The sequence below is a fragment of the Actinacidiphila sp. bgisy160 genome (assembly GCF_057707815.1).
The window spans coordinates 1-19226 of the sequence record NZ_JBYIQW010000062.1 but is presented as its reverse complement, the minus strand read 5'-3'; the positions used below and the strand labels follow the sequence as shown (position 1 = coordinate 19226).

The following is a 19226-nucleotide window of genomic DNA, read 5'->3' as shown; positions in this document are numbered from 1 at the left end:
CGGGCTCCTCGGAGCCCGCCCGGCGTTCTCTTTCCGGCGTTCCTCGGCGTCCGGGCGTCAGACGCCTCAGCGGCCGCGCAGCGACCGGTAGGTGGCCACCAGGGCCTTGGAGGACGCGTCCAGGCCGGGCACCTCGGCGCCCTCGGTCAGGGCGGGCTCCACGCGCTTTGCGAGGACCTTGCCCAGCTCGACGCCCCACTGGTCGAAGGAGTCGATGTTCCAGACCGCGCCCTGCACGAAGACCTTGTGCTCGTACAGCGCCACCAGCTGGCCCAGCACCGACGGGTTGAGCTCCTTGGCGAGGATGGTCGTCGTCGGGTGGTTGCCGCGGAAGGTGCGGTGCGGTACCTGCGCCTCCGGGACGCCCTCGGCACGGACCTCCTCGCTGGTCTTTCCGAAGGCCAGTGCCTGCGTCTGGGCGAAGAAGTTGGCCATCAGCAGGTCGTGCTGGGCCGCGAAGGCCGACTGCAGCTCGTCGACCGGGTTTGCGAAGCCGATGAAGTCCGCGGGGATGAACTTCGTGCCCTGGTGCAGCAGCTGGTAGTAGGCGTGCTGGCCGTTGGTGCCGGGCGTGCCCCACACGACCGGGCCGGTCTGCCAGTCGACGGGCCGTCCCTCGCGGTCCACGTACTTGCCGTTGGACTCCATGTCGAGTTGCTGCAGGTAGGCCGTGAACTTCGACAGATAGTGGCTGTACGGCAGGACCGCATGCGCCTGCGCGTCGAAGAACTGGCCGTACCAGACGCCCAGCAGGCCCATCAGCAGCGGCGCGTTGGCCTCCGGAGGGGCGGTGCGGAAGTGCTCGTCGACCAGGTGGAAGCCGGCCAGCATCTCCCGGAACTGCGCCTCGCCGATGGCGATCATCAGCGAGAGCCCGATGGCGGACGGGTACGAGTAGCGGCCGCCGACCCAGTCCCAGAACTCGAACATGTTGTCGGTGTCGATGCCGAACCTGGCGACCTCCGCCGCGTTCGTGGACACCGCCACGAAGTGGAAGCGCACCGCGTTCTCGTCGCCGCCGAGCCCGTTGAGCAGCCATTCGCGCGCCGAGGTGGCGTTGGTGATGGTCTCGATGGTGGTGAACGTCTTGGACGCGACGATGAACAGCGTCTCGGCGGGGTCCAGGTCGTGCAGCGCCTCGTGGAGGTCGGCGCCGTCCACGTTGGAGACGAACCGGAAGGTGAGCCCGCGGTCGGTGTACGCGCGCAGCACCTCGTAGGCCATCGCCGGTCCCAGGTCGGAACCGCCGATGCCGATGTTCACCACGTTCTTGATGCGGCGTCCGGTCGAGCCGACCCACTTGCCCGCGCGGACGGAGTGGGCGAAGCTCCCCATCCGGGTGAGCACATGGTGGACACCGGGCACCACATTGACGCCGTCGACCGTGATGTCGGACGACTGCGGGGCGCGCAGCGCCGTGTGCAGCACGGCGCGGTCCTCGGTGACGTTGATCTTCTCGCCGCGGAACATGGCGTCCCGCAGCCCCGCGACGTCGGTGGCCGCCGCGAGGTCTCGCAGCAGACGCAGCGTCTCGTCGGTCACCAGGTGCTTGGAGTAGTCCAGATGGAGATCGCCGACCTGCACGGTGAAGCGCCGGGCGCGGTCCGGGTCGGCGGCGAACAGCTCCCGCAGGTGGGTGGCGCCCAGCTCCTCGTGGTGCCTGGCGAGCGCGTGCCACTCGGGCCGCTGGTCGAGACGGGTTCGGCCCTGCGTGTTGGTATCGGACATCAGTCCACTTCTCCTCGTCCTCCTGCTGCAGGTCCAAACTAGTTGATTACGTGGGCGTCGTTGTTTCACGTCCGCGGTCCGGCGCGGTGACGATCGGGCGAAGAGCGGGCAACGCGCAGCCCAGCAGCACGGCCGCGAGCAGCAACGGGGTGTTCGGCCCCAGGGTCTGCGCCGCGGCGCCGCCCAGCAAGGCGCCGAGCGGGGCCCCCGCGACTCCCAGGGTGCGCATGGCCGCGCTGACCCGGCCCAGCAAGTTCTCGGGGGTGCGCTGCTGCATCAGGGTGGTCTCGTTGACGTTCCACACGGTGCCGAGGGCGCCGAAGACGGCCAGGGTGCCCGCGGTCACCGGCAGGGAGCGCACGGTGCCTGCCAGGACCAGGCAGCCGGCCTGCAGGGCCAGGCCCGGCGCGAGGCTCCTGACGCGGCCGCCCAGCAGCGCGGACAGCCGCCCCGCGGCCGCGCCTCCGGCCACGCTGCCCGCCCCGTAGGCCACAAGCACGACGGCGTATCCCGTGTGCCCCGCGTGGAGCCAGCCGGTGACCTGGAGGACCAGGGTCGCCACCAGGGCGCCGATGCCCACGTTGACCACGGTGTTGGCCGTGCACAGCGCCCGCAGCACGCGATCCCGCCACAGCGCCCGTATGCCCTCGGCGATGTCCTGCCGGAGCGTGCGGCCCGCGGCCCGCGCGGCCCGTTCGGGCGCGGGCCGCCGCAGCGACGCCACCAGCCCGGCCGCGACGGCGTAGGTGAGCGCGTCCACCCCGAAGGGCAGCGCGGCCGTGAGAGCGAACAGCACCGGCACCAGCGGCGCGGCGAGGAAGGTCGCGGCTATGCTCTGATCGGTCATCAGCCGGGCGTTGGCGCGTCCCAGGGCACGGGAGGGTACGACCGCCGGCAGCAGGGAGGTCGCGGCGTTGTCGAAGAGGGTCTGCAGCGTGGTCAGTGCGAACGCCAGCACGAGCAGCAGCCCGATGCCCGCCCGGTCCAGCCACACCGCGAGCGTGAAGGCGGCCGTGAGCGCGCCCCGTACCGCGTCCACGGCCCACATGGCGCGCCGCTGGTCCACCCGGTCGGCCACCGCCCCGCCGAGCAGTCCGAAGACGATCCAGGGCACGAAACCGGCGGCGGTGACCAGCGAGACCAGCAGCGGCGAGTCGGTCAGGCCCACGGCGAGCAGCGGCAGCGCGGCCGCGCGCAGCCCGTCACCGAACCGCGAGACCGCCGCGGCCGTCCACAGCCGCCCGAACCCGCCTCGCCACCCGGGCACGCGCCCCTGCCCGTACGCGATGCCGACGCTCATCGATCCCCCCGCTCACCGGTCCTCGACCTTCGTCACAGACCGTAGCGGGGGCCACTGACAATGCCGCGTCCGCCCGGGTCAGAAGCCCCCGCGGTGCAGTCGCTCCCCGTAGTGGCGCTCCAGGACGAGGTTGCGCTCGAAGCCGCCGGGAACGTTGGCCGAGACGTACACCGGCGCCTGGTGGCCCTCGGCGGTCATCAGGCCGACGGCCTCGGCAACGGTCATCTGGACGAGCATCGCCGAGGTGATCGTGGAGATCCCGCACAGCGAGCCGCCGTCGGGCAGCGGGAGCAGGGCGTCACCGGTCGGCGCCCCGTTGTCCAGGACGACGTCGGCCAGGTCGGCCAGGTGCTTGCCGCTCGCGTGCAGCGCCGGGACGGAACGGGTGTGCCGCAGCGAGGTGAGGGCGATCAGCGGGTGCCCGGCATCCTTCACGTGGAGTGCGAAGTCGACGATCGAGTTGTTGACGCCGGAGTTGGAGATCACGACGAAGACGTCCCGCGGATGCGGGGCGGCCAGCTCGTACAGCCGCTTGCCGAGCCCCGGCGAACGCTCCAGCAGCGGGTCGGAGAGCACCGAGAGGTCCTCACCGCCCCGGAGCACCAGGTCGGACAGCCCGATGCGGTTGGTGGGGATGAGCCCGCCGGCACGTCCGGCGATCTCCAGCGCCGTGGCCTGCGAGTGGCCGGTCCCGAAGGCCTGGACGATGCCGTCCGCGGCGACGCAGTCGGCGAGCAGCCGGGCGGCGGCGGCCACGGAGTCCTTGTTGGCGGCGACCACGCGGTCGATGACCGTCCTCGCCTCGTCGGCGAAGCGTGCGGCGGTGGTCGTCACGTCGTCGGCCATGGCCGAGTCCCCCTGAGTCCAGTGATCCGGCGGATGCTCCCCCGAAACGATGGACGAGAGGTCTAGTCCACGTCAATCCCCCGGCGCGCACGTCCTGTCGGGGCCGTCCGAACCGTCCGCTTCGTTCCCGCTCAGTCCCCGTTCACCCGCAGCCGGGCCAGCGCCAGCGCGCCCGCGCCGCCGTCGTGCACCGGCAGGACGTTCAGATCCATCTCCTCCGCGCGGGCCACGACCCGGCCGAGCAGCGGCCCCGTCGGCCCCAGCAACCCGCCAGTGACGACCAGGGGTTCGCCCGGGCGCGGATCGAGCGCGGCGACGGTGACGGCGAGTTCGTCGGCGGCGTCGTCCAGCAGGGCCGCGGCGACCTCGTCGCCGTCCCGGTCGGCGGCGACCGCGAGCGGGCTCAACCGCGCCAGCCTGACGGGGGGTTCGGCGTACACCATCGGCACCAGACGGTTGCGCAGCACATGGCACTCGTGTCCGCCGGGACGCTCCTGCGCCAGGTACGGGCCTCCGGGAGAGCCCATGTAGTGGGAGAGCACGGCCTCGACGAGGATCGTCCACGGCCCGCGACCATCCAGCGCGCGCAGGGCGGCACGCATGACCTCGCGGCCCAGCCAGAAGCCGCTGCCCTCGTCGCCGACCAGCCAGCCGTTGCCGTCCGCGACGAGGGTCTGGCGGCGCTTCTCGATCCGCGACGCGACGGCCCCCGTCCCGGCGACCAGGGCCAGACCGTCCGCCGGCGTGCCCGGCGCGGAGGCGAAGGCGACCTCGATGTCGCCGCAGACCGTCACGTCGGAAGTGCCGACGCCGTGACCGTCGAGCGCCGCCCGCAGACAGGAGGTGGCCAGTTCGTGCCCCGTCTCGGGGCCGGTGCCGAGGGCCGCGCCGGCGAAGCCGCCCACGACGGCCGTGACCTCGCCCCTGCGGTCCTCCGGGACCGCGCCGCGGATGGCGTCCGCGAGGTGCTGCGTCAGCGCCACGCGCTCGACGGTCATCGCGTTGCCGGGCCCGCCCTCACCCTCGCCGAGCACCACGCCGTCGGGCGTCGCCTCGGCCAGGTAGGCGCGCGTCCGGGTTCCGCCCGCATCGATGCCGATCACCAGAGACACGACACGGAGTATACGTTTTGGTTACGCACAGTCGAAGGGACGCGACGGGCCCGGTCCGCGAAAGAAGGGTCTTCCTCGCGGGCCGGGCCCGTGGAGCTTCTGCCGGGACGGCTCAGATCTCGCCGCGCAGCTTGGCGAGCGCCTCGGCGAGGATCGCCTCGCCGTCGGCCGCGCTGCGCCGTTCCCGCACGTACGCCAGGTGCGTCTTGTACGGCTCGGTGCGCGGTGGCGCCGGGGGGTTCTCCTCGTCCTGTCCGGCCGGGAAGCCGCAGCGCGGGCAGTCCCAGGTCTCCGGGATCTGCGCGTCGCTCGCGAAACTCGGCCGGGTCTCGTGCCCGTTGGAGCACCAGAAGGAGATGCGCAGCCGCGGCGCGGACTCGCCCCGCTCGGCCTCTCCCATCGGCCCCGCCCCGACCCGACTGCCACGGATCGCGTTGCCACTTGCCACGGTCGTAACTCCCTGCGTGATGGTGCTGCGAGGTCGCCCAGTTTACGGAGACCGGTTCACCCCCGCGCCTGCGGGGAAAGGGCACCGTATCCCATGACGCGCTCCCATGATAAGCCGCGCCGGCGACGAGGCGTCAGTTCTCCCCGGAAGCCGGGGACTCGGTCACTTCTGGAACTTCAGCAGAAGGCCGAGAGCGACGATGCAGGCAAACCACAGCAAACCGATGACAACCGTGATCCGGTCGAGGTTGCGTTCGGCCACCGAGGAACCGCCGACGGACGACTGCATGCCGCCGCCGAACATGTCGGACAGACCGCCGCCCTTGCCCTTGTGCATCAGCACGAGCAGCAACAGCAGCAGGCTGAAGATGATGAGGGCGATGGAGAACCCGATGACCACAGCTGGACCAACTCTCTCGGTGACCTAGGACGACGCGGGGGCCGGGCCGCTGCCGCGCAGCGCTCCGACCCCCGACAGAGTACTTCGGGCAGGGCCCGACAGCCTACTGCCGCGAAACTTACTGGTCGCGGAAGCGGATGATCCTGACGAACTCCTCCGAGTCCAGCGCCGCGCCGCCGACCAGGGCGCCGTCCACGTCCGGCTGCGCCATGATCGCCGCGATGTTGCCGGCCTTGACCGAGCCGCCGTACTGGATGCGGATCGCGTCGGCCACCTCCTGGCCGTACAGCTCGGCCAGACGACCGCGGATCGCCCCGCAGACCTCCTGGGCGTCCTCGGGAGTGGCGACCTCGCCGGTGCCGATGGCCCACACCGGCTCGTAGGCGATGACCAGGGTCCCGGCCTGCTCGGCCGGAATGTCCTTCAGCGCGCCGTCGACCTGGGCGAGGGTGAACGCCACCTGCTCGCCGGACTTGCGGACGTCCAGACCCTCGCCGACGCAGACGATCGGCGTCAGCTCGTGCCGGAACGCCGCCTTGACCTTGGCGTTCACCTGCTCGTCGGTCTCATGGTGGTACTGGCGGCGCTCCGAGTGGCCGATGACCACGTACGAGCACTTCAGCTTGGCCAGCATCGCGCCGGAGATCTCACCGGTGTAGGCGCCGGAGTCGTGCGCCGACAGGTCCTGGGCGCCGTACTTGATCTTCAGCTTGTCGGCCTCGATCAGGGTCTGCACACCCCGTAGGTCGGTGAAGGGCGGCAGCACGACGGCCTCGACGGCGTCGAGGTCCTTGTCGTTGAGCGCGAAGGCGAGCTTCTGGACGTGGGCGATGGCCTCGAGGTGGTTGAGGTTCATCTTCCAGTTGCCCGCCATGATCGGCGTGCGCGTGGTCATCGGATCAGTCCTCCAGTGCGGCGAGGCCGGGGAGCGTCTTGCCCTCGAGGTATTCGAGGCTCGCGCCACCACCGGTCGAGATGTGGCCGAAAGCGGTCTCGTCGAAGCCCAGGATGCGGACGGCCGCGGCCGAGTCGCCGCCGCCGACCACGGTGAACGCTGGACTGTCGATGAGCGCCTGGGCGACCGCGCGGGTGCCCTCGGCGTAGTCGGGGTGCTCGAAGACGCCCATCGGGCCGTTCCAGAAGACGGTGGCCGCGTCGGCGAGCTTCGAGGCGAAGAGCTTGCGGGACTCCGGACCGATGTCCAGGCCCATCAGGTCGCCGGGGAAGGCGTCGACGGGCACGGTCACGGGGTTGCCGGCGACCGGGTTCTTCAGGTCCGGGAAGGACGGCGCGGCGACGACGTCCACGGGCAGCACGAACTCCACGCCCTTGGCCTTCGCGCGCTCCAGGTACTCGGTGACCGCGGGGAGCTGGTCCTCCTGCAGCAGGCTGCTGCCCACCTCGTGGCCTTGGGCCTTGAGGAAGGTGTAGACCATGCCGCCACCGATCAGGATCCGGTCGGCGCGCTCCAGCAGGTGGTCGATGACCCCCAGCTTGTCGGAGACCTTGGCGCCGCCCAGCACCACCGCGTACGGACGGGACACCTCCTCGGTGAGCTTCCTCAGCACCGCGACCTCGGTGGCGATCAGCAGGCCGGCGGCGTGCGGCAGCCGGGCTGGAAGGTCGTAGACGGAGGCGTGCTTGCGGTGCACCGCGCCGAAGCCGTCACCGACGTACAGCTCGGCCAGCGCGGCCAGCTGCTCGGCGAAGGCACCGCGCTCGGCGTCGTCCTTGCTGGTCTCGCCCGGGTTGAAGCGCAGGTTCTCCAGCAGCGCCACCGAGCCGTCGGCGAGGGCGGCCACCGTCGCGCGGGCGCTCTCGCCGACCGTGTCGGCTGCGAAGGCAACCTGCGTGCCGAGGAGTTCGCCCAGGCGCGCCGCGACGGGAGCGAGCGAGAACTGCGGGTCGGGCGCACCCTTGGGGCGACCCAGGTGGGAGGCGACGATCACCTTGGCGCCGGCCGCGGCCAGCTTGGCGATGGTCGGCACGACGGCGCGGATGCGGCCGTCGTCGGTGATGGTGGTGCCGGACAGCGGCACGTTGAGGTCGGCGCGCACGAACACGCGCTTGCCACCGACCCCCTCGTCGACGAGTTCGTCGATCGTCTTCATGGTGGAGGCTCCCCTGCCTTGGTCCTGACGGGTCGGATCGCTCGCACCGCCACGTCATGGGACAGGGCCCGGACGACAGCACGTCGTTCGGACCCTGTCCTCATCGCATGACGGGTGGTCGAGCGGGTGTCAGAGCTGGCCGCCGACGAAGACGGTCAGGTCGACGAGACGGTTGGAGTAGCCCCACTCGTTGTCGTACCAGCCGATGACCTTGACCTGCTTGCCCTGCGCCATCGTCAGCGAGGAGTCGAAGGTGCAGGAGGCCGGCCAGTTGACGATGTCCGAGGAGACGATCGGGTCCTCGGTGTACTCCAGGATGCCCTTGAGCTGGCCCTCGGAGGCCTTCTGGAAGGCGGCGTTGACCTCGTCCTTGGTGACCTCGCGCTCGAGCTCGATGACCAGGTCGGTCACGGAGCCGGTCGGGACCGGGACGCGCATGGCGATGCCGTCCAGCTTGCCCTTCAGCTGCGGCAGCACCAGGGCGGTCGCCTTCGCGGCACCCGTCGAGGTCGGGATGATGTTCTCCGCGGCGGCACGAGCGCGGCGCAGGTCCTTGTGCGGGAAGTCCAGGATGCGCTGGTCGTTGGTGTACGCGTGCACGGTGGTCATCAGACCCTTGACGATGCCGAAGTTCTCGTCGAGGACCTTGGCCATCGGCGCCACGCAGTTGGTGGTGCAGGACGCGTTGGAGATGATGTTGTGCTTCGCGGGGTCGTACTTCTCGTTGTTGACGCCCATCACGATGGTGATGTCCTCGTCCGAGGCCGGCGCCGAGATGATGACCTTCTTGGCGCCGCCGTCGAGGTGCTTCTTGGCGTCGGCGGCCTTGGTGAAGATGCCGGTGGACTCGATCACGATGTCGACCCCGAGCTCGCCCCACGGGATGTCGGCGGGGTTGCGCTCGGACAGCACCTTGATGGTGTGGCCGTCGACGGTGATGGAGTCGGCGGTGTGCGAGACCTCGGCCTTGAGGCGGCCCAGGATCGTGTCGTACTTGAGCAGGTGGGCGGTGGTCGCCGTGTCACCCAGGTCGTTGACAGCCACGATCTCGATGTCCGCACCCTGGTCCAGGGCGGCACGGAAGAAGTTGCGACCGATGCGACCAAAGCCGTTGATGCCTACGCGGATCGTCACGAACCGATCTCCTCGCTGGTGTGCCGGAGGCCATTTCGCTCCGGCTGCGACGTATTGGGATGTCCCCGACCAAGGACGACCCTACCTCCCCGGGCACCCGCCGGTGACATCGGCGCCACGGGTGCCCGCCGTACGGACCGGTAACCGGACGGGGCGGGCAGGCCGCGACGGGCTCAGCCCACCATCTCCTCGGTCAGGTTGGACTCGGTGCCCGGGATGCCGAGGTCCGAGGCGCGCTTGTCGGCCATCGCCAGCAGTCGCCGGATCCGGCCCGCCACCGCGTCCTTGGTGAGCGGCGGTTCGGCGAGCGAGCCGAGCTCCTCCAGCGAGGCCTGCTTGTGGTCCATGCGCAGCCGGCCGGCCGCCGCGAGGTGCTCGGGCACGTCGTCGCCGAGGATCTCCAGCGCCCGCTGCACGCGCGCGCCCGCGGCGACCGCGGCGCGGGCCGAGCGGCGCAGGTTGGCGTCGTCGAAGTTGGCGAGCCGGTTGGCGGTGGCGCGCACCTCGCGCCGCATCCGCCGCTCCTCCCACGCCAGCACGGACTCGTGCGCGCCGAGCCGCGTCAACAGCGCGCCGATGGCGTCACCGTCACGGACGACCACCCGGTCGACGTTGCGGACCTCGCGCGCCTTGGCGGCGATCTGCAGCCGGCGGGCGGCACCGACCAGGGCAAGGGCCGCCTCGGGGCCGGGGCAGGTGACCTCCAGGGACGAGGAACGGCCCGGCTCGGTCAGCGAGCCGTGGGCCAGGAACGCCCCGCGCCAGGCGGCCTCGGCGTCGCAGGTGGCCCCGGAGACGACCTGCGGGGGCAGGCCCCGGATGGGGCGGCCGCGGCCGTCCACGAGCCCGGTCTGGCGGGCCAGCTGGTCACCGCCGGCGACCACCCGCACCACGTACCGGCTGCCGCGGCGCAGCCCGCCGGGCGCCATGACCACCAGGTCGGAGGAGTGCCCGAAGATCTCCAGGATGTCCTTGCGCAGCCTCCGCGCGGCGATACCGGTGTCCAGCTCCGCCTCGATCACGATGCGCCCGCTGACCAGGTGGAGTCCGCCCGCGAACCTCAGGATCGCCGAGACCTCCGCCTTGCGGCAGCAGGTCCGGGTGACGGGAAGCCGGGAGATCTCGTCCTTCACCGCTGCCGTCATCGCCATGGGCCGATCCTTCCATGCATACGAAAAATCCGGTCGAACGCGGCCGCCAGCAGTTCCGGATCGTGCCGCGGCCCGTCGGGGGCGGCGATCCGGGCCAGCTCCACCGTGCCCGACAAACGCTCGGCTGCCTGTATGAGGCTGTCGCGGTCGAGTACGGCGGCCTCGTCGGCCAGCACCACGTCGATGGTGAGTTTAGGGGCGTGTCGGGCCAAAACCTCCAAGTGACGCTGCGGAGAAAAGCCCTCGGTCTCACCCGGTTGCGGTGCGAGGTTGAGCGCGAGCACCTTGCGGGCCCGGGTCTCCATGAGCGCGGCCACCAGATCGGGCACCAGCAGGTGGGGCATCACGGAGGAGAACCAGGAACCCGGGCCGAGCACCACCCAGTCCGCGTCGAGCACGGACTGCACCGCCTCGGGGACGGCCGGCGGGTCGTGCGGCACCAGTTGCACCTCCTGCACCTCACCGGGGGTGAGGGCGACGGTGGCCTGGCCGTGCACGGTCGTGACCTCGTCCGGCTTCGCCGGGTCGTGGCCTCGTACCAGGGCGGTGAGCTCCAGCGGCACAGCGGACATGGGCAGCACCCTGCCGTGGGCGCCGAGCAGCCGGCCCACCCACTCCAGGGCCGCCACGGGGTCGCCGAGCTGCTCCCACAGGGCCACGATCAGCAGGTTGCCCACGGCGTGGCCGTGCAGTTCGCCCTGGCTGACGAAGCGGTGCTGGACGACCTGGGACCAGGTGCGGCCCCACTCGTCGTCCCCGCACAGCGCGGCCAGCGCCTTGCGCAGATCTCCGGGCGGCAGCACCCCCATCTCCTGACGCAGGCGGCCGCTGGAGCCGCCGTCGTCGGCGACCGTGACCACCGCGGTCAGGTCCTGGGTGATGCGGCGCAAGGCGGACAGGGAGGCGGACAGTCCATGCCCGCCTCCCAATGCCACGACCTTGGGCGTGGCCCCACTGCGCCCTGCCGACCGGCGCAAGCGCCGAGTCGTCCTGATCACTCGCGCCCCATGTCCCGGTGGACGACCACCGTCTCCACTCCGTCGGCGGACAGTCGCGCGGCGAGACGCTCGGACATGGCGACGCTGCGGTGCTTGCCACCGGTGCAGCCGACCGCGATGGTCACATAGCGCTTGCCCTCGCGGCGGTAGCCGGCGTTGACGATGTGCAGCAACTCCGCGTAGCGGTCCAGGAACTCCTTGGCGCCGGGCTGGTTGAAGACGTAGGTGGCGACCTCGTCGTTGAGACCGGTGTACGGGCGCAGCTCCGGCACCCAGTGCGGGTTGGGCAGGAAACGGCAGTCGGCGACCAGGTCGGCGTCGACGGGAAGGCCGTACTTGAAGCCGAAGGACATGACGGTGGCCCGCAGCTCCGGCTCCTCCTCGCCGGCGAACTGAGCGTCCATCTTGGCCCGCAGCTCGTGGACGTTGAGGCTGGAGGTGTCGATCACCAGGTCGGCGTCCCCGCGCAGCTCGCTCAGCAGCTCCCGCTCCTTGGCGATGCCGTCGACGATGCGTCCGTCGCCCTGCAGCGGGTGCGGGCGGCGCACCGACTCGAAGCGGCGCACCAGCGTCTCGTCCGAGGCCTCGAGGAAGAGCACCCGGCGCTTGACGCCCTTGGAGTCCAGGTCCGCGAGGGACTCGCGGAGGTTGTCGAAGAAGCGCCGGCCGCGGACGTCCACGACCACGGCGATCCGTGCCACGTTGCCCTGGGAGCGGGCTCCGAGGTCGACCATGGTGGGGATGAGGGCCGGCGGCAGGTTGTCCACGACGAACCAGCCGAGGTCCTCCAGGCACTTGGCCGCGTGGCTGCGGCCGGCACCCGACATGCCCGAGATGATCACGAGTTCGGGGATGGCCTCGGCCGCCTCGCCCGCTCCTCCGGTCGTCACCTGTTCTCCGTCTCCGTCGTTCGCGTTCATGAGTCGTGCCCCCGTTCCGTGGGGACGGTCACCGGACCGGCCGTCCCTCTTCCTCAATGATCTCTCCTGTGGCGGTGTTCACCGCCGGTCCGGCCGGGGCGGCCCCGGCCAGCGCGGCGAGCACGGCCTCGGCGGTGCGCCGGCCGACCCCGGGGACCTCGCAGATCTGCTCGACCGTCGCCACCCGCAGCCGCTTGAGCGAGCCGAAGTGCTTCAGCAGCGCCTGCCGGCGGCTCTCGCCGAGGCCCGGCACCGAGTCCAGGGCACCGGCCTTCATCGACTTGGAACGCTTGTTGCGCTGGTAGGCGATGGCGAAGCGGTGGGCCTCGTCACGGACCCGCTGCAGCAGGTACAGGCCCTCGCTGGTGCGCGGGAGGATCACCGGGTCGTCCTCGCCGGGCAGCCAGACCTCCTCCAGGCGCTTGGCCAGGCCGCACACGGCCACGTCCTCCACGCCGAGCTCGTCCAGGGCCCGCCGGGCGGCGGCGACCTGCGGCTGCCCGCCGTCGACGACGACCAGTTGCGGCGGGTAGGCGAACTTGCGCGGCCTGCCCGTGTCCGGGTCGATGGGACCGCCGGCGACCTCGCCGCCGTTCCCCTCGCCGCCGTTCCCCTTGCCGCCGTCGCCGTCCCCGTCGACCCACTCGCCGGTCTTCTGCTTCTCCAGCAGGTAGCGGCGGAAGCGCCGGGAGACCACCTCGTGCATCGACCGGACGTCGTCCTGGCCGGCGAAGCTCTTGATCTGGAAGCGGCGGTACTCGCTCTTGCGGGCCAGCCCGTCCTCGAAGACCACCATCGAGGCCACGACGTCGTCGCCCTGGAGGTGGGAGATGTCGAAGCACTCGATGCGCAGCGGGGCCGAGTCCAGGTCCAGCGCCTCGGCGATCTCCTCCAGTGCGCGTGAGCGCGTGGTGAGGTCGGAGGCGCGCCTGGTCTTGTGCAGCGCCAATGCCTGCTGGGCGTTGCGCTGCACGGTGGCCATCAGGTCCTTCTTGTCACCGCGCTGCGGTATCCGCAGGCTGACCTGGGAGCCTCGGCGCCCGGTGAGCCACTGCTGCACCGGCTCGTACGGCTCGGGCAGCGCGGGCACCAGCACCTCCTTGGGCACCCCTTCGCCCCGCTCGTCGCCGTACAGCTGCTGCAGGGCGTGCTCGACCAGCTCGGCGGTGCCGACCTCCTCGACCCGGTCGGTGACCCAGCCGCGCTGACCGCGCACCCGGCCGCCGCGGACGTGGAAGATCTGGACGGCGGCCTCCAGCTCGTCCTCGGCGACGGCGATCAGGTCGGCGTCGGTGGCGTCGGCGAGGACGACCGCGTTCTTCTCCATGGCTCGCTTGAGCGCCTCGATGTCGTCGCGGAGCCGGGCCGCCTTCTCGTACTCCATCGCGGCCGCCGCGTCCCTCATCTGCTGCTCCAGGCGGCGCAGGTAGGTGCCGGTACGGCCGGCCATGAAGTCGCAGAACTCCTCGGCCAGTTCGCGGTGCTCCCCGGCGCTGACCCGGCCGACGCAGGGGGCCGAGCACTTGCCGATGTAGCCCAGCAGGCAGGGGCGGCCGATCTGCGCGGAGCGCTTGAACACCCCGGAGGAGCAGGTGCGTACGGGGAAGACCCGCAGCAGCAGGTCCACGGTCTCGCGGATCGCCCAGGCGTGCGCGTAAGGGCCGAAGTAGCGCACGCCCTTGCGCTTGGGGCCGCGCATCACCTGGACGCGGGGGAACTCCTCGTTCAGGGTGACGGCGAGCGAGGGGTAGCTCTTGTCGTCCCGGTACTTCACGTTGAAGCGCGGGTCGAACTCCTTGATCCAGGAGTACTCCAGCTGCAGCGCCTCGACCTCGGTGGTCACCACCGTCCATTCCACGGAGGCGGCGGTGGTGACCATCGTGCGGGTGCGCTGGTGCAGGTTCGCGAGGTCCTGGAAGTACGAGGAGAGCCGCTGGCGCAGGCTCTTCGCCTTCCCGACGTAGATCACCCGGCCGTGCTGGTCCCGGAACTTGTACACCCCGGGAGAGTCCGGAATCTGTCCCGGCTTGGGGCGGTAGCTGGAGGGATCGGCCATGCCCCCACCCTACTGATTGACGGTGACATTCCCGCCGTGTCAGCCCCCTGTCACGGCGACGAGCCTGCCGCCCTTGACCTGGACGTCGACCTTGCTCAGCGGCTTGGTCGCCGGGCCCTGGCGGACGGCGCCGGTGGCGGCGTCGAACACGCTGCCGTGGCAGGGGCAGGACAGGGCGGTGTCCTCCACCTTGTCGCAGGTGCAGCCCTGGTGGGTGCACACGGCGCTGAAGGCCTGGTAGCTGCCCTGCGTGGGCTGTGCGACGACGATCCTGGCCTCGCGGTAGAGCTTGGCGCCGCCGACCGGGACCTCGGTGGCCGCGCCCAGTTCGACGGGGCCGTCGGAGACCGCGGCGCCGGAGCCACCGCAGGCGGTGAGGCCGACCCCGGCCACGCCCGCAAGGGCCGCGCCCTTCAGGACGGTACGACGGCAGGGGGGCAGTTCGGTGACGTCAGCCATGGGGGACTCCGCTTCGGCACGTAAGGAAAGAGCTTGAAACCTGCACCTTACGTGCCGAAACTCTGAGCCGGCTGTCAGGCCTTCGCCGCCGCCCGCTTCCGCGGGGCCGCCCGCTTCTTCGCCGGGACGGGCGGGGCGTCGGAGACCCGCTCGGCGCCCAGGATGTCCCTGAGGAACTTGCCGGTGTGGCTCGCGCCCACCCCCGCGACCTGCTCGGGGGTGCCCTCGGCGATCACCAGACCGCCGCCGCTGCCGCCCTCGGGGCCCATGTCGATGACCCAGTCCGCCGTCTTGATCACATCGAGGTTGTGCTCGATGACGATCACGGAGTTGCCCTTCTCGACCAGTCCGGAGAGCACCTTGATCAGCTTGCTGATGTCCTCGAAGTGCAGACCCGTCGTCGGCTCGTCCAGCACGTAGACCGTGCGGCCGGTGGAGCGCTTCTGCAGCTCGGAGGCGAGCTTCACGCGCTGCGCCTCGCCACCGGACAGGGTCGTGGCGGACTGGCCCAGCCGCACGTAGCCCAGCCCGACCTCGGTCAGGGTGCGCAGGTGCCGTGAGATCGTCGGGACGGCCTCGAAGAACTCCAGCGCCTCGGAGATCGGCATGTCCAGGACCTCGGCGATGGACTTGCCCTTGTAGTGGACCTCCAGGGTCTCCCGGTTGTACCGGGCACCGTGGCAGACCTCGCACGGCACATAGACGTCCGGGAGGAAGTTCATCTCGATCTTGATGGTGCCGTCGCCGGAGCAGTTCTCGCAGCGGCCGCCCTTGACGTTGAAGGAGAAGCGGCCCGGCAGGTAGCCGCGCACCTTCGCCTCCATCGTCTCCGCGAAGAGCTTGCGGACGTGGTCGAAGACCCCGGTGTACGTGGCCGGGTTGGACCGCGGGGTGCGGCCGATCGGCGACTGGTCGACGTGGACCACCTTGTCGACCAGGTCGTCCCCGGCGACCCGGGTGTGCCGACCCGGGACGCCCCTGGCGCCGTTCAGCTCACGGGCCAGATGGGTGTAGAGGATGTCGTTGACCAGGGTGGACTTTCCGGACCCGGAGACCCCGGTGACCGCCGTGAAGACGCCCAGCGGGAAGGACACGTCGATGTCCCGCAGATTGTTCTCCCGGGCGCCGTGCACGGTCAGCCGGCGCTCGCCGTTGACCGGGCGGCGCATCTCCGGGATCGGGATCTGGCGCTTGCCCGCCAGATACTGGCCGGTCAGCGACTCCTTGTTCCGCAGCAGTTCCTTGAGTGAACCGCTGTGCACCACCTTGCCGCCGTGCTCGCCGGCGCCCGGACCGATGTCCACGACCCAGTCGGAGGTCTTGATGGTGTCCTCGTCGTGCTCCACCACGATCAGGGTGTTGCCGAGGTCGCGCAGCCGCACCAGGGTCTCGATGAGCCGGTGGTTGTCGCGCTGGTGGAGGCCGATCGACGGCTCGTCCAGCACATAGAGCACACCCACCAGACCCGAACCGATCTGCGTGGCCAGCCGGATGCGCTGGGCCTCACCGCCGGAGAGGGTGCCGGCCGCCCGGTTGAGCGAGAGGTAGTCCAGGCCGACGTCGACCAGGAAGCGCAGCCGCTCGTTGACCTCCTTGAGCACCCGCTCGGCGATGGTCCTCTCGCGCGCGCTCAGCTTCATGCCACGCAGGAACTCCGCGCAGTCGCTGATGGACATCGCGGCGACCTCGGCGATGGACTTCCCCTGGACGGTGACCGCCAGCACGATCGGCTTGAGGCGGGTGCCCTCACAGGTGGGGCAGGGCACCTCGCGCATGTATCCCTCGAAGCGCTCGCGGCTGGAGTCACTCTCGGACTCCGCGTGCCGGCGCCGGACGAAGGGGATCGCGCCCTCGAAGGAGGTGGTGTAGGAGCGCTCGCGCCCGTAGCGGTTGCGGTAGCGCACCGCGATCTGCGTCTTGTGACCGTTGAGCAGGGCCTTCTTCGCGCGCTGCGGCAGCCCGGCCCAGGGGATGTCGGTACGGAAGCCCAGCTCGTCGGCGAGCGCGCCGATCAGGCGCTGGAAGTAGTCCCGGGTGTGACCGAGCGACCAGGGGGCGATGGCGCCCTCGTCGAGGGACTTGTCCTCGTCGGGGACGATGAGCTCCGGGTCGACCTCCATGCGGGTGCCGATGCCGGTGCACTCCGGGCAGGCGCCGAAGGGCGAGTTGAAGGAGAAGGAGCGTGGCTCCAGCTCTTCGAAGGACAGGTCGTCGTACGGGCAGTAGAGGTGCTCGGAGAACATCCGCTCACGCTGCGGGTCGTCCTCGGGCAGGTCGACGAAGTCCAGGATCACCATGCCGCCGGAGAGGCCCAGGGCTGTCTCGACCGAGTCGGTCAGCCGGCGCTTGGCGCTCTCCTTGACGGTGAGGCGGTCGATCACCACCTCAATGGTGTGCTTCTCCTGCTTCTTCAGCTTCGGCGGGTCGGTCAGCTGGACGGTCGCGCCGTCCACCCGGGCCCGGCTGTAGCCCTTGGTCTGCAGGTCTGAGAAGAGGTCCACGAACTCGCCCTTGCGCTCGCGCACCAGCGGCGAGAGCACCTGGAAGCGGGTGCCCTCCTCCAGCTCCAGCACCCGGTCCACGATCGCCTGGGGCGACTGCCGGGAGATGGGCCGGCCGCACTCGGGGCAGTGCGGCTTGCCGATGCGCGCGAAGAGCAGACGGAGGTAGTCGTAGACCTCGGTGATCGTCCCGACCGTCGAGCGCGGGTTGCGCGAGGTGGACTTCTGGTCGATCGAGACCGCGGGCGACAGGCCCTCGATGAAGTCGACGTCCGGCTTGTCCATCTGGCCGAGGAACTGCCGTGCGTAGGAGGAGAGCGACTCCACGTAACGGCGCTGGCCCTCGGCGAAGATCGTGTCGAACGCCAAGGAGGACTTGCCCGACCCCGAGAGGCCGGTGAACACGATGAGCGAGTCCCGTGGCAGGTCGAGCGAGACGTTCTTCAGATTGTGCTCGCGAGCGCCACGGACGGTGAGACGATCGGCCACGCCAGTGCGCACCTTTCAAAAGGCAGACAAGGGGACAGCACCCCCAGACAGCGTAAACGGGGCGCCGACGAGTTTTCTTCCGGTTGCGATGACAGCGAGCCTATAGCACGCACATTCGATTTCCGGCATCGGTGCGGCAGCTTCACCCGAATGAGTGTCCCGCGCTAGCGTCTGCGTGGCGACGTCGACCGGTCCGACCAGGAGGCCCCGTGTCTGTCCAACGACCCGACCCCGACCACGATGCGGCCGAGCTCCGAGAGGCCACCGAACGACTGATCGACACGGTGGCCGCCATGCCCCCCGCGTGCGTCGCCGAGCCGTCACGGCTGCCCGGCTGGACCCGCGGCCACGTGCTGGCCCACCTGGCGCGCAACGCCGACTCCCTGGTGAACCTGATGACCTGGGCGCGCACCGGTGAGGAGACCCCGCAGTACGAGAGCACCGACAGCCGGAACAAGGACATCGAGGAAGGCGCCGGCCGCACGCTCGCCGAGCACCTGGACGACCTTCGCGTCTCGGCGGACCGGCTGGCGCTGGCCATCGAGGAGCTCCCGGCCCAGAACTGGGCCGCGCAGGTCGTCATGCGCTCCGGCCGGGTGATCGCCGCCGCGGAGATCCCGTACCTCCGGCTCATGGAGATCTACTTCCACCACGTCGACCTCGGCCTGGAGTACACCTGCGCGCACCTCCCCGAGGACTTCGCGACCCGGGAACTCGGCGCCATCATCGACGACCTGGCGGGCCACGAGGGCGTCGCCGCCGTGCGCATCCACGACACCGACAGCGGCGAGAAGTGGGTGATCGGTGCCGCCAACGAGCCCGAACTCACCGTCGCCGGGCCCCGCCACGCCCTGCTCGCCTGGGTCAGCGGCCGCTCCGAGGGCGAGGGACTGACCGCCCGGCCCGACGTGCCCCTGCCGGTGCTGCCGCCACTAGGCTGACGCCATGACGTACAGCGGCGAGGTCACGGTCGGGGGCGCGCCCGACGTGCACGAACTCAAGGACCTCATCATCACCAAGGTCGCGGTCGGCCCCATGGACAACAACGCGTACGTGCTGCGCTGCCGCGCCACCGACGAGCAACTGCTCATCGACGCGGCGAACGACGCGCACACACTCCTGAAGGTCGTCGGCAACGACGGTCTCGCGTCCGTGGTCACCACGCACCGGCACGCCGACCACTGGCAGGCGCTGCAGGCCGTGCTCGACGCGACCGGCGCGCGCACCTACGCGGGCCGCCACGACGCCGAGGGGATCCCCGTCCCCACCGACGTGCCGGTCGGGGACGGTGACCGGATCCGGGTCGGCCAGGTCGAACTGACCGCCCGGCACCTGGTCGGTCACACGCCGGGCAGCATCGTCCTGATCTACGACGACCCCCACGGGCACCCGCACGTCTTCACCGGGGACTGCCTGTTCCCCGGCGGCGTGGGCAACACGCACAACAACCCGGACCACTTCTCGAGCCTCTTCGAGGGGGTCAAGGCCAAGCTCTTCGACCGGCTCCCGGACGAGACCTGGGTCTACCCCGGTCACGGCAAGGACACCACGCTCGGCGACGAGCGCCCGCACCT

Annotated in this window: 17 protein-coding genes; 2 read left to right on the top strand and 15 right to left on the bottom strand. The window is 70.7% G+C overall.

The annotated features are described in order from the left end of the window. Nucleotides 1–66: 66 nt before the first annotated feature. The 15 genes from pgi to uvrA form a co-directional block, all read right to left on the bottom strand. Nucleotides 67–1728: a glucose-6-phosphate isomerase gene (gene pgi, locus AC3EUJ_RS31955; protein WP_431967562.1), complete on the bottom strand. Its 1662-nt coding sequence runs from the start codon at nt 1726–1728 to the stop codon at nt 67–69. A gap of 46 nt (nt 1729–1774) precedes the next feature. Further along, nucleotides 1775–3028 (bottom strand): MFS transporter, encoded by a 1254-nt coding sequence (locus AC3EUJ_RS31950; RefSeq protein ID WP_431967560.1) that lies wholly within the window; start codon nt 3026–3028, stop codon nt 1775–1777. Between the two features lie 78 nt (nt 3029–3106). Further along, nucleotides 3107–3874 (bottom strand): sugar isomerase domain-containing protein, encoded by a 768-nt coding sequence (locus AC3EUJ_RS31945; RefSeq protein ID WP_431967558.1) that lies wholly within the window; start codon nt 3872–3874, stop codon nt 3107–3109. 131 nt (nt 3875–4005) lie between these two features. After that, nucleotides 4006–4986 carry an N-acetylglucosamine kinase gene (locus AC3EUJ_RS31940; protein WP_431967556.1) on the bottom strand — a complete coding sequence of 327 codons (981 nt, stop codon included), beginning with the start codon at nt 4984–4986 and terminating at the stop codon, nt 4006–4008. A gap of 112 nt (nt 4987–5098) precedes the next feature. Beyond that, complete coding sequence (locus AC3EUJ_RS31935) at nt 5099–5434, bottom strand: RNA polymerase-binding protein RbpA (RefSeq protein ID WP_361803309.1); 336 nt, start codon at nt 5432–5434, stop codon at nt 5099–5101. A 162-nt stretch (nt 5435–5596) separates the two neighbouring features. Further along, nucleotides 5597–5833, bottom strand: a complete 237-nt coding sequence (gene secG, locus AC3EUJ_RS31930) for a preprotein translocase subunit SecG (RefSeq protein ID WP_018557252.1) — start codon at nt 5831–5833, stop codon at nt 5597–5599. A gap of 118 nt (nt 5834–5951) precedes the next feature. After that, entirely contained in the window at nt 5952–6728 is a 777-nt protein-coding gene (gene tpiA, locus AC3EUJ_RS31925; protein ID WP_431967553.1) for a triose-phosphate isomerase, read from the bottom strand. A gap of 4 nt (nt 6729–6732) precedes the next feature. Next, nucleotides 6733–7944, bottom strand: a complete 1212-nt coding sequence (locus AC3EUJ_RS31920) for a phosphoglycerate kinase (RefSeq protein WP_431967551.1) — start codon at nt 7942–7944, stop codon at nt 6733–6735. Between the two features lie 129 nt (nt 7945–8073). Then, entirely contained in the window at nt 8074–9078 is a 1005-nt protein-coding gene (gene gap, locus AC3EUJ_RS31915; RefSeq protein ID WP_431967549.1) for a type I glyceraldehyde-3-phosphate dehydrogenase, read from the bottom strand. 173 nt (nt 9079–9251) lie between these two features. Next, on the bottom strand, nt 9252–10229 hold the full coding sequence (gene whiA, locus AC3EUJ_RS31910; RefSeq protein ID WP_319136625.1) for a DNA-binding protein WhiA: 978 nt from the start codon (nt 10227–10229) through the stop codon (nt 9252–9254). Further along, on the bottom strand, nt 10220–11227 hold the full coding sequence (locus AC3EUJ_RS31905) for a gluconeogenesis factor YvcK family protein (RefSeq protein ID WP_431967547.1): 1008 nt from the start codon (nt 11225–11227) through the stop codon (nt 10220–10222). The genes whiA and AC3EUJ_RS31905 overlap by 10 nt, the downstream gene beginning before the upstream one ends. Continuing rightward, nucleotides 11224–12147 (bottom strand): RNase adapter RapZ, encoded by a 924-nt coding sequence (gene rapZ, locus AC3EUJ_RS31900; protein ID WP_431967545.1) that lies wholly within the window; start codon nt 12145–12147, stop codon nt 11224–11226. The genes AC3EUJ_RS31905 and rapZ overlap by 4 nt, the downstream gene beginning before the upstream one ends. A gap of 28 nt (nt 12148–12175) precedes the next feature. Beyond that, the gene (uvrC, locus tag AC3EUJ_RS31895; protein WP_431967543.1) at nt 12176–14203 is read right to left on the bottom strand and encodes an excinuclease ABC subunit UvrC; all 2028 of its coding nucleotides are present in this window, start codon (nt 14201–14203) and stop codon (nt 12176–12178) included. Between the two features lie 39 nt (nt 14204–14242). Further along, entirely contained in the window at nt 14243–14662 is a 420-nt protein-coding gene (locus AC3EUJ_RS31890) for a Rieske (2Fe-2S) protein (RefSeq protein WP_431967541.1), read from the bottom strand. 74 nt (nt 14663–14736) lie between these two features. Further along, nucleotides 14737–17652: an excinuclease ABC subunit UvrA gene (gene uvrA, locus AC3EUJ_RS31885; protein ID WP_431967539.1), complete on the bottom strand. Its 2916-nt coding sequence runs from the start codon at nt 17650–17652 to the stop codon at nt 14737–14739. Between the two features lie 209 nt (nt 17653–17861). Here uvrA and AC3EUJ_RS31880 point away from each other — a divergent pair, with 209 nt between their 5' ends. After that, a complete protein-coding gene (locus AC3EUJ_RS31880; protein WP_431967537.1) occupies nt 17862–18593 on the top strand; it encodes a maleylpyruvate isomerase family mycothiol-dependent enzyme in 732 nt (243 codons plus the stop codon). Nucleotides 18594–18597: 4 nt separating this feature from the next. Then, on the top strand, nt 18598–19226 hold a 629-nt coding region (locus AC3EUJ_RS31875; protein WP_431967535.1), incomplete at its 3' end, for an MBL fold metallo-hydrolase.